General features: G+C 41.7%; 6 protein-coding genes. 2 read left to right on the top strand and 4 right to left on the bottom strand.

The annotated features are described in order from the left end of the window. Window positions 1-92: 92 nt before the first annotated feature. The 4 genes from EII37_RS09035 to gatC are packed head-to-tail and all read right to left on the bottom strand — an operon-like array spanning window position 93 to window position 3,745. On the bottom strand, window positions 93-488 hold the full coding sequence (locus EII37_RS09035) for a hypothetical protein (RefSeq protein WP_049487037.1): 396 nt from the start codon (window positions 486-488) through the stop codon (window positions 93-95). Window positions 489-531: 43 nt separating this feature from the next. Next, window positions 532-1,977 (bottom strand): Asp-tRNA(Asn)/Glu-tRNA(Gln) amidotransferase subunit GatB, encoded by a 1,446-nt coding sequence (gene gatB / locus EII37_RS09040; protein ID WP_001008653.1) that lies wholly within the window; start codon window positions 1,975-1,977, stop codon window positions 532-534. Then, the gene (gatA, locus tag EII37_RS09045; RefSeq protein WP_124788343.1) at window positions 1,977-3,443 is read right to left on the bottom strand and encodes an Asp-tRNA(Asn)/Glu-tRNA(Gln) amidotransferase subunit GatA; all 1,467 of its coding nucleotides are present in this window, start codon (window positions 3,441-3,443) and stop codon (window positions 1,977-1,979) included. Before gatA ends, gatB begins: the two co-directional genes overlap by 1 nt. Next, window positions 3,443-3,745, bottom strand: a complete 303-nt coding sequence (gene gatC, locus EII37_RS09050; RefSeq protein ID WP_124788344.1) for an Asp-tRNA(Asn)/Glu-tRNA(Gln) amidotransferase subunit GatC — start codon at window positions 3,743-3,745, stop codon at window positions 3,443-3,445. Before gatC ends, gatA begins: the two co-directional genes overlap by 1 nt. Before the next feature lie 212 nt (window positions 3,746-3,957). Here gatC and EII37_RS09055 point away from each other — a divergent pair, with 212 nt between their 5' ends. Continuing rightward, window positions 3,958-5,502, top strand: a complete 1,545-nt coding sequence (locus EII37_RS09055) for a peptide chain release factor 3 (RefSeq protein WP_124788345.1) — start codon at window positions 3,958-3,960, stop codon at window positions 5,500-5,502. An 880-nt stretch (window positions 5,503-6,382) separates the two neighbouring features. After that, window positions 6,383-9,696: accessory Sec-dependent serine-rich glycoprotein adhesin (locus EII37_RS09060; protein ID WP_124788346.1), on the top strand; the 3,314-nt coding region annotated here is incomplete at its 3' end.

Consider the following 9,696-nt stretch of genomic DNA (forward strand, 5'->3'; position numbering starts at 1 on the left):
AGATTGAGGCTATTGAAAAGGTAGATCTCTTAATTTGAATGATTATTAAACTATATTATAACCTTTAAAAATCATCTAAGATATACTTGTCGTTATTTACTAGCAGTTATCTTCTTTATGGAATGATGTTCAATGAGCCATCCTACAATCCACCCCGTCGCTAGCAAGTAATTTTCGAAAGCACCGATAGCATTTACAGGAGAATGATACTCCATAAAATTGACTAAGTGATTTGTTCCTATTCCAATCCCACCGAAGATGAGAGCGAGAAGCACGATTCGTAGATAGAACCAATCGTACTTAATATTGACACCGAGAATAAGAATCAATACAGCTAGGTTCCATATTCCAATTTCTCGTTGCCAACCAGCAGAGATTCCATACCCGGAGTGACTTCCCATGTATGATGGAAAGAAAATTTGTAGTATAGAAGCGCCTAGCATAGCGATGATGACTAAAACAAATAGCAATCGTAAAAATTTGTTCATTTTTTCGTCTTTCTAAAACAGAAAAAGGTATATAAAAAGTCTGTTATTCATCTTCTTTCAACTTCGCTAATTCTTGAGCAAGAAGTTTAAGGGCAACTTGTGGGTTGGCTTGGCCTTTGGTTGCTTTCATAAGGAAGCCTGTGAAGGCCTTATCTGCGTTGCGTTTGCCTGACTTGAAGTCGGCAACAGCAGCTTCGTTATCTGCAAAGACTTGGTGGATAATTGGAATCAAAACAGCTGGATCTGAGATTTGAACCATACCTGCTTTTTCCACGTATTCACGCGCGCCACCACCATTTTTAGCTAGATGGACAAAGACTTTCTTGGCAATCTTAGAAGAGATCGTGCCGTCTTCGATGATGGCAATCATTTCAACCAAGTTTTCTGGTGTTAGTTCGATTTGTTCAAGTGTCTTGCCTTCAGCATTCAAGAATTGAGCGACTTCACCTTGGAGCCAGTTAGAGACTTGTTTGGCGTCGCCACCTAGGGCAACAGCTTTTTCAAAGAAGTCAGAAGTGACTTTATTTGCAGTCAACTGGCTAGCATCGTAGTCTGACAAGCCAAGGTCAGATACATAACGCGCACGGCGTTCTTTTGGAAACTCTGGTAATTCTGTCCGCATTTCTTCGATCCACTCGTCTGAGATTTCAAAGAGGGGTAGGTCTGGTTCTGGGAAGTAGCGGTAGTCTGCAGCACCTTCCTTGACACGCATGAGGATGGTTGCCTTATTTGCCTCATCATAACGACGAGTTTCTTGGCGGATTTGACCACCTGAGCGAAGGATTTCAGCTTGACGTTGGACTTCATATTCAAGCCCCTTGCGGACATTTGAGAAGGAATTCAAGTTCTTCAACTCAGTCTTAGTACCGAATTTCTCTTGACCATAAGGACGAAGAGAGATGTTGGCATCCACACGCATGGAACCTTCTTCCATTTTAACGTCAGAAATGCCAGCATACTGGATAACTTCCTTGAGGGCTGTCAGATAAGCATAGGCTTCTTCAGGAGAACGCATGTCAGCTTCAGATACAATCTCAATTAATGGCACCCCTTGGCGGTTGAGGTCAACGTAAGAGTAGCCATCTGTACCGTGGGTGTTTTTACCAGCGTCTTCCTCTAGGTGGGCACGTTCGATACCGATTTTCTTAGTCGTACCGTCTTCTAGCTCGACTTCAATCCATCCATTGTAACCAATTGGTTCATCAAACTGAGAAATTTGGTAGGCTTTGGGATTATCAGGATAGAAGTAATTCTTGCGGTCAAAGTGCATCTTTTTGTGGATGTCCATATTGAGGGCAAGAGCTGCCTTAATACCAGCATCAACAACACCTTTATTGAGAACTGGCAGAACTCCTGGGAAAGACCAGTCAATCACGTTAGTGTTAGCGTTTTGGTCATTTCCAAAGTGGGCAGAAGTAGGTGAGAAGATTTTTGAATTGGTGTTGAGCTCTACGTGGACTTCAAGTCCAATGACTGTTTCAAAGTTCATTAGTTATCACCTCCAAAAATCACGGGTTGTTGTTTGTGGTAGTCTGTTGTTGCTTCAAAAGCAGCAGCAGCTTGGTAAATGGTTTCCTCAGAGTACTTAGGACCAATCAATTGTAGACCGACAGGTAGACCTTGAGAGAAGCCAGCAGGAATCGAAATTCCTGGGAGACCAGCCAAGTTGACTGGGATGGTCAAAAGGTCAGCTAAGTACATAGCAACTGGGTCGTGGTTGAGAGAATCCAAGTCATAGGCAACACTTGGAGCAGTTGGACCCAAAATCAAGTCGTAATCCGCGAAGACTTTTTCGAAATCTTGAATGATGAGGGTACGGACCTGACCAGCTTTCTTGTAGTAAGCATCGTAATAACCTGATGAAAGGCTGAAAGTACCTAGCATGATACGACGTTTCACTTCTTCACCAAAACCTTGGCTACGGCTGTTTACATAGATTTCATCAAGGTTGGTTGCATCTTCTGCGCGGTAGCCGTAACGGATACCGTCAAAGCGTTGCAAGTTTGATGAAGCTTCAGATGAAGCGATAATGTAGTAAACGGCCACACCGTATTTAGAGTGAGGAAGGCTGACTTCCTCAACGATAGCGCCAAGTTTTTCAAAATGTTTGGCCGCATTCAGGATGGTTTCTTTAACCTCTGGGTCAATTCCTTCGCCAAGATATTCTTTAGGCAAAGCGATTTTCATGCCCTTGATGTCTTGACCGATTTTTGAAGTAAAGTCGTCAATACGGACAGGAGCCGAAGTAGAGTCTTTGGCATCTTCGCTGGCAATAGCATTGAGCAAGAGGGCATTTTCCTTAACGGTAGGAGCAAAAGGTCCAATCTGGTCTAATGAGCTACCAAAGGCAATGAGACCGAAACGAGAAACCGTTCCGTAGGTTGGTTTGAGACCAACAATCCCGTTGAAGGCAGCAGGTTGGCGGATGGAACCACCGGTATCAGAACCAAGTGACAAGCGGACTTGCCCAGAAGCTACAGCTGCGGCAGAACCACTAGACGAGCCACCAGGAACCTTGCTGTGGTCCCAAGCATTTTTAGTGGCACCATAGTAAGAAGTTTCACCTGAACCACCCATGGCAAATTCGTCCATGTTGGTTTTTCCAACGACAATCATACCTTTTGATTTAGCATTTGACACAGCTGTCGCATCAAAGATTGGCTCGTAGTTGTAGAGCATTTTTGAGGCAGCAGTTGTGAGAATACCGTCTGTAGAGATGTTGTCTTTAACAGCAAGTGGAATTCCTGAAAGGACATTATCAGCGTCAATTCCAGTTTCATCAATAGCTTTAGCTTGAGCAAGAGCTTGCTCCTCAGCGATGGTAACAAAAGCGTTAATAGCTGTCTCGCGAGACTTGATATCTTCAAGCGTAGCTTGGGTCAATTCAGTTGCAGAAATTTCCTTAGAAACAAGGAGATCGTGCAAGTCTTCAATGGTTTTATTGTTGAAAGTCATTAGGCATCTCCTCCATCGTCTAGGATAGCTGGTACCTTGATATAGTAGTTGTCTTTTTCAGGTACGTTTTTAAACAGGCGATCACGGTCAGTTCCTTTTTCGGCCACATCAGGGCGGAGTACAGTCTTGCGGTCAGCCATGGTCGTAGTTGGTGCAACACCAGTTGTGTCAACTTCGCCCAGCAATTCAACCATGTCTACAATCTTAGACAAGGTAGTCGCAAAGGCAGCAGTTTCTTCTTCAGAGAATCTTAATTTTGAAAGATTGGCAACGTGTGTTACCTCTTCTTGCGTAATTTTCATCTTGCATCCTTTCGTGAAATGATGATTTTTAGTCTGTTCTATTTTACCATATTTTCCTATAAATAAGGGAGGGATAAGTGAAAAGAAATAGAAATTGAAAAAATTGCTAAAATCCGATATAATGGAGTGTTGAAAGGAATGGTAAAATCCAATGTAAAAATCATTCTTAGCTATCGAAACAAGAAAAATAGAGAATCAAAGAAAGAGAACTTATGAATATTCAAGAAGAAATTAAGAAACGTCGTACCTTTGCCATCATCTCCCACCCGGACGCGGGGAAAACAACCATCACTGAGCAGTTGCTCTATTTTGGGGGCGAGATTCGTGAGGCTGGTACTGTAAAAGGAAAGAAAACAGGGACTTTTGCCAAGTCTGACTGGATGGATATCGAGAAGCAACGTGGGATTTCGGTGACATCATCTGTTATGCAATTTGACTACGACGGCAAACGAGTCAATATCCTAGATACCCCAGGGCACGAGGACTTCTCAGAAGATACCTATCGTACCTTGATGGCGGTAGATGCTGCGGTCATGGTTGTGGACTCTGCCAAGGGTATCGAGGCCCAAACCAAGAAATTATTTGAAGTTGTCAAACACCGTGGCATTCCCGTCTTTACCTTTATGAACAAGCTAGACCGTGACGGTCGAGAGCCACTGGACCTCTTGCAAGAATTGGAAGAAGTCTTGGGTATTGCGAGTTACCCGATGAACTGGCCTATCGGGATGGGGAAAGCCTTTGAGGGGCTCTATGACCTCTATAACCAACGCTTGGAACTCTATAAAGGGGATGAGCGTTTTGCCAGTTTAGAAGATGGGGACAAGCTTTTTGGTAGCAATCCTTTCTACGAGCAAGTCAAGGATGATATTGAACTTTTAAATGAAGCTGGGAATGAGTTTTCGGAGGAAGCTATTCTGGCTGGAGAATTGACGCCAGTCTTCTTCGGTTCAGCTTTGACAAACTTTGGTGTGCAGACCTTCCTTGAAACCTTCCTTCAGTTTGCTCCAGAACCTCATGGTCATAAGAAAACAGATGGTGAAATTGTGGATCCTTATGATAAGGATTTCTCAGGATTTGTCTTTAAAATCCAAGCCAACATGGACCCTCGTCACCGTGACCGTATCGCCTTTGTCCGTATCGTATCGGGTGAATTTGAGCGTGGTATGAGTGTCAACCTGCCTCGTACTGGTAAGGGCGCCAAGCTGTCTAATGTTACTCAGTTTATGGCTGAAAGTCGTGAGAATGTGACCAATGCCGTGGCAGGTGATATTATCGGGGTTTACGATACCGGTACTTATCAGGTTGGGGATACTTTGACAGTTGGAAAAAACAAGTTTGAATTTGAACCACTGCCAACCTTTACCCCTGAGATTTTCATGAAAGTTTCTGCCAAGAATGTCATGAAGCAAAAATCCTTCCACAAGGGGATTGAGCAATTGGTGCAAGAAGGAGCTATTCAGCTTTATAAGAATTACCAAACAGGTGAGTACATGCTAGGTGCTGTTGGACAACTCCAGTTTGAAGTCTTTAAGCACCGTATGGAAGGCGAGTACAATGCGGAAGTGGTCATGAGCCCAATGGGTAAAAAGACCGTTCGTTGGATCAAGCCTGAGGACCTAGATGAACGCATGTCATCAAGTCGAAATATCTTGGCTAAGGACCGCTTTGACCAGCCAGTCTTCCTCTTTGAAAATGACTTTGCCCTCCGCTGGTTTGCGGATAAGTATCCAGACGTAGAGTTGGAAGAGAAAATGTGATTCAGTAAGCCTACTGGATTGCAAAGCAATCTAAGTAGGCTACGGCAAGTCCTATTAGACTTGCCTAACTGCTTCACTAACTGAGTTTTACAAATGGAATCGATTTGTAAAACTCAGTGTCGTAGTTCAGTAAATTTACTTGATTGTGTAACAATCTAAGTAACTTGGCTAGGCGCTCCACTAGTAAAGTTTTATGAATAATATCGATTCGTAAAACTTTACGTCGTAACGGGTAGTGAGTGTCGTAGTATAAAAAATCGGCTTACCTAAACGCTTTACTAGGAAAAATCCACGAATATTATCGATTCGTGGATTTTTCCGTCGTAATAGATAAAAAAGGGTAACTGTCTTACTAACTACGTTTGGAAAATGTAATTGATTTGCCAAACTCCATGTCGTAGTTCAGTAAATTTATTTAATCGTATAACAATGTAAGTAACTAACGCCAAGTTTGTATGTAACTTGGTTAAGCCCTTCGCTAAGCAAAGTTCACGAATAGTATCGATTCGTAGGCTTTTTTTGTCGTAACAGTTAGAAATTGCCCGAGCTACGGACCTCACTAACTCGTCATAGTTCATGGATGTTATTCGTTCATGAGTTTTTTGTTTTAAGAAATAGAAATCAAATTATTTATGTTTTAGTATTTTTTAGTATTAATGTGTATATCTACATTAAGCAATGCAATAGATTTTTAGCATATTTAAAATTGTATATATTAAATACTATCTTGAAACAAGGATATAAATAAGTTTGAAGTATCATATCATGTAAAAAAATATATTAAGATGATTGACAATAGTTTGCATTTAAAGTATACTTTTAAGTGTATGATTAAATTGGCCATAGTGTATACTTTGGTGTGGATGAAAAGGAGTAAAACATGTTTTTTAGATGTCAGAATGGTCGTTATAGAGAGACAGACCGTGTGACACGTTATAAGTTAATTAAATCGGGTAAGCATTGGTTGAGAGCTTCAACCTCTCTTTTTGGTTTATTTAAGGTTTTGCGGGGTGGTGTAGATACTACTCAAGTCATGACTGAAGTAGTAGAGGATAAAGTGAATCCTTCTATTACAGGTCTGGATATTATCAAGGGACTTGCCGCCACAGGGGCTGTTTTAGGTGGTAGTGTTGCTACTCAAACAAAAGTATTTGCAAATGAAACAGTAGCCGTGGAAAAAACACTGGAAAAACCAGACCTTTTGGTTACAAATGATACAGCAGTTTTGGGTACGACATCTCTAAGTAACTCGGAAAATTCTACTAGTTTGTCTACTTCTGTGAGTGAAAGTACTTCGATTTCAGAATCGGCTTCTACTAGCACCTCAGCTAGTACTTCAGCCAGCACCTCAGCAAGTGCTTCCGCTAGTACGTCAGTTAGTGCCTCAGCTAGCACATCGGCTTCAGCCAGCGCTAGTGCTTCAGGTGCTGCTAGTACGTCAACTAGTGTGAGTCAATCTGCCAGCCAAACAAGTAGTGTGTCAACATCTGTAGGAGCTTCCTCAGCAAAAACTGTATCTGAAACTCAAGATGATAAGAAAGTATCGACTCAAAATGAATCAAAGGTTGCCAAAATTGATTCATCAATTTTGAAGCCTGCTGCTATTGAGTCAAATGTTGTTAAAACGAATTCAGATACAACAAGTTTAGTTGGAGCGACAGCTGCAACCTTATCATCTGTGGAAACTTCTGTAAAGAAAAATGAAGAAAATCGTAAGAAGTTAACCAAGCTTTCAGCTGAAATGGGTGAATACTTAGCGAAAGCTGCTGGTTTGCCAAACACTGATTCTGCAATTACTAAGGTAAATGCAGCAGTGACAGCCATTGAAAAAGCTTTGGCGAATCCAACGAGTGATTGGACAGAGGTGGTGCAAAAAGCTACCTTGGCTCGTAATTCAATTGTCAATGCCGTTTTGAGAGCTCAATCAGGTGCGCGTGATGCCCGTAATGGCCAAGCTATGTTACGCTATACTTCTCTTCGTGCAAGTTGGGCTACTGCTCAGAATGACGGACGTATGACGGTAAGTAGTCCTGACGCTACTTTTGATAAGGCTACTGGTATCGCGACGTACACTATGAATGTTCAGGCTGATAGTGCTTTGAGCAATGTAGGTGTTAGGGTAAATGTCGGCCGAGGAGGCCATGTCCAAAGTGCAACATTTAACGGCTACTCTATGGAAAAAACCTTTACTCAGGGTTCCGAAATTGTTTATAATTACAGACACGGACAAAATAGAAACTTAAGCGGTAGGATTGAAGTAAAAGTTAAATATGATAACAATGTGCCGACTGCGACTGCTGATATGCAGGTTCAGGTCAGCTCAGCACCTATCGGGCAAAATACTCAAGGGAATGCTTCTAGAGTTCAATCAGCAAGTGTTTCGACGGGGTATAGACAACAACCTACAAATAATCAAACAACTTCAAAACTTGGCCCACAATACAATATTGATAATCGTTACAAAGAAGTATATAATGGCGATTCAATTAATGATTTAATTGGTATTCAAAGTCGTTCAAATAGTAATATATATATCTACGGAGCAGACCCGAGCGATCCCGTCCCAGGTGTTAACTATGTTGGAAACCAGATAGGTGTACCTGGTATCAACAGGCCGAATGTATTTAGTTATCTCCAAGGTACAGTTGGTGGTAACGATTTATCAGCACAGATAGGGAAAGAGTACACCTATAATTTCTCATCTGGTCAGTACAATGGTCAAGTAGCTAGAGATTCAGTTAAGTTTCTTATCAAAGGTTTCAACGAACGTCATGAAATCCAAAGTGGTAATACTGTTCAGGTTTCTGATTTGGACCATTTGACACCAGATGAAGTTAAGGAAGTTTATAATAATTTTGTTAAAAATCCGCACAATCTTACTAATTTGCAACAACATGGAGATGTTGCTCCGGATGTATCAAAAGGTGAATTAACTCCAAATGCAGATGGTAGCCTGACTCTATCTTATCCAGGAACTAAATCTAAAATAGTGGTTTCTACCGACGGTAAAATTACAGTTACTTATCGTGATGGTTCTCAAAGTGAAATTAATGCAAACCTAGAGAAAGAAAAGGAAATTCCTGACGTTAATGTATCCGTAACTCGGAATGGGGAACAAATTAAACCAGTTATTGGGAGTGATGGAAATAAATACTATTACGTTTATGCGGGTGATGATTTCACAGTCGATATGACCGCGACTGATAACAAGGGTAAATTGAGAGAATTTAAACTTGTACCAGAATCTGATGGAAATCGTCCTGCTTCGGACTTGGCTAACAATTTCTTTAAAGATCAGAAATATGGTAAGGGGACAGTTACTTCCCTGTCAGACCCTAATGGTGAAATCGTTGCGACTCCATCCAACCCTGCTCGTATTACTGCTACAGGACACATGAAGGATGATTTGGAATTTGCCGATGGAAATCATTGGCGCAGAAATGCTATCGCAACAGATAAGGCTGGAAACTATACCCAAGCTGGGGATGCAAATAAAGGGAATTTCTTTATTAAACAAGGCAGATTGGCAGATATTATGGATGGTGCAGCGCCGACTGAAACTTTCCAAGTAGATAATATCTCTCGATTGAACTCTAAAGAAAAAGCTCGTATATTGTCTGCTGTTGAAAAACTAAATAATAAGAAGGAAAAACGTATTGATTCCTTCACTATTAGCGATAATGGTACAGTCACTATTATTTATAAAGATAGGACTACAGATACGGTAACTATAAAAGTATCTGATAGTGATTATAAGAGTAGAAGTACTTCTACTAGTGTAAGTCAAAGTTCTTCAATAAGCGCGTCTAAGTCGGCGTCAACAAGTGCAAGCCAAAGTGCTTCAACGAGCGCATCTAAGTCGGCATCAACAAGTGCGTCTAAGTCAGTCTCAACAAGTGCGAGCCAAAGTGCTTCAACGAGCGCATCTAAGTCAGCTTCAACAAGTGCGAGCCAAAGTGCATCAACAAGCGCGTCTAAGTCAGCGTCAACAAGTGCAAGCCAAAGTGCTTCAACGAGCGCATCTAAGTCAGCGTCAACAAGTGCGAGCCAAAGTGCATCAACAAGCGCGTCTAAGTCAGCGTCAACAAGTGCAAGCCAAAGTGCTTCGACGAGCGCATCTAAGTCAGCTTCAACAAGTGCGAGCCAAAGTGCATCAACAAGCGCGTCTAAGTCAGCGTCAACAAGTGCAAGCCA

The sequence above is a fragment of the Streptococcus sp. OH4692_COT-348 genome (genome assembly GCF_003859975.1).
Lineage (GTDB): Bacteria > Bacillota > Bacilli > Lactobacillales > Streptococcaceae > Streptococcus.

What these genes read in the sequence shown, in the direction of transcription:
- EII37_RS09035 (WP_049487037.1), bottom strand. Translation starts at nt 488, where the DNA reads ATGAACAAATTTTTACGATTGCTATTTGTTTTAGTCATCATCGCTATG.
- gatB (WP_001008653.1), bottom strand. Translation starts at nt 1,977, where the DNA reads ATGAACTTTGAAACAGTCATTGGACTTGAAGTCCACGTAGAGCTCAAC.
- gatA (WP_124788343.1), bottom strand. Translation starts at nt 3,443, where the DNA reads ATGACTTTCAACAATAAAACCATTGAAGACTTGCACGATCTCCTTGTT.
- gatC (WP_124788344.1), bottom strand. Translation starts at nt 3,745, where the DNA reads ATGAAAATTACGCAAGAAGAGGTAACACACGTTGCCAATCTTTCAAAA.
- EII37_RS09055 (WP_124788345.1), top strand. Translation starts at nt 3,958, where the DNA reads ATGAATATTCAAGAAGAAATTAAGAAACGTCGTACCTTTGCCATCATC.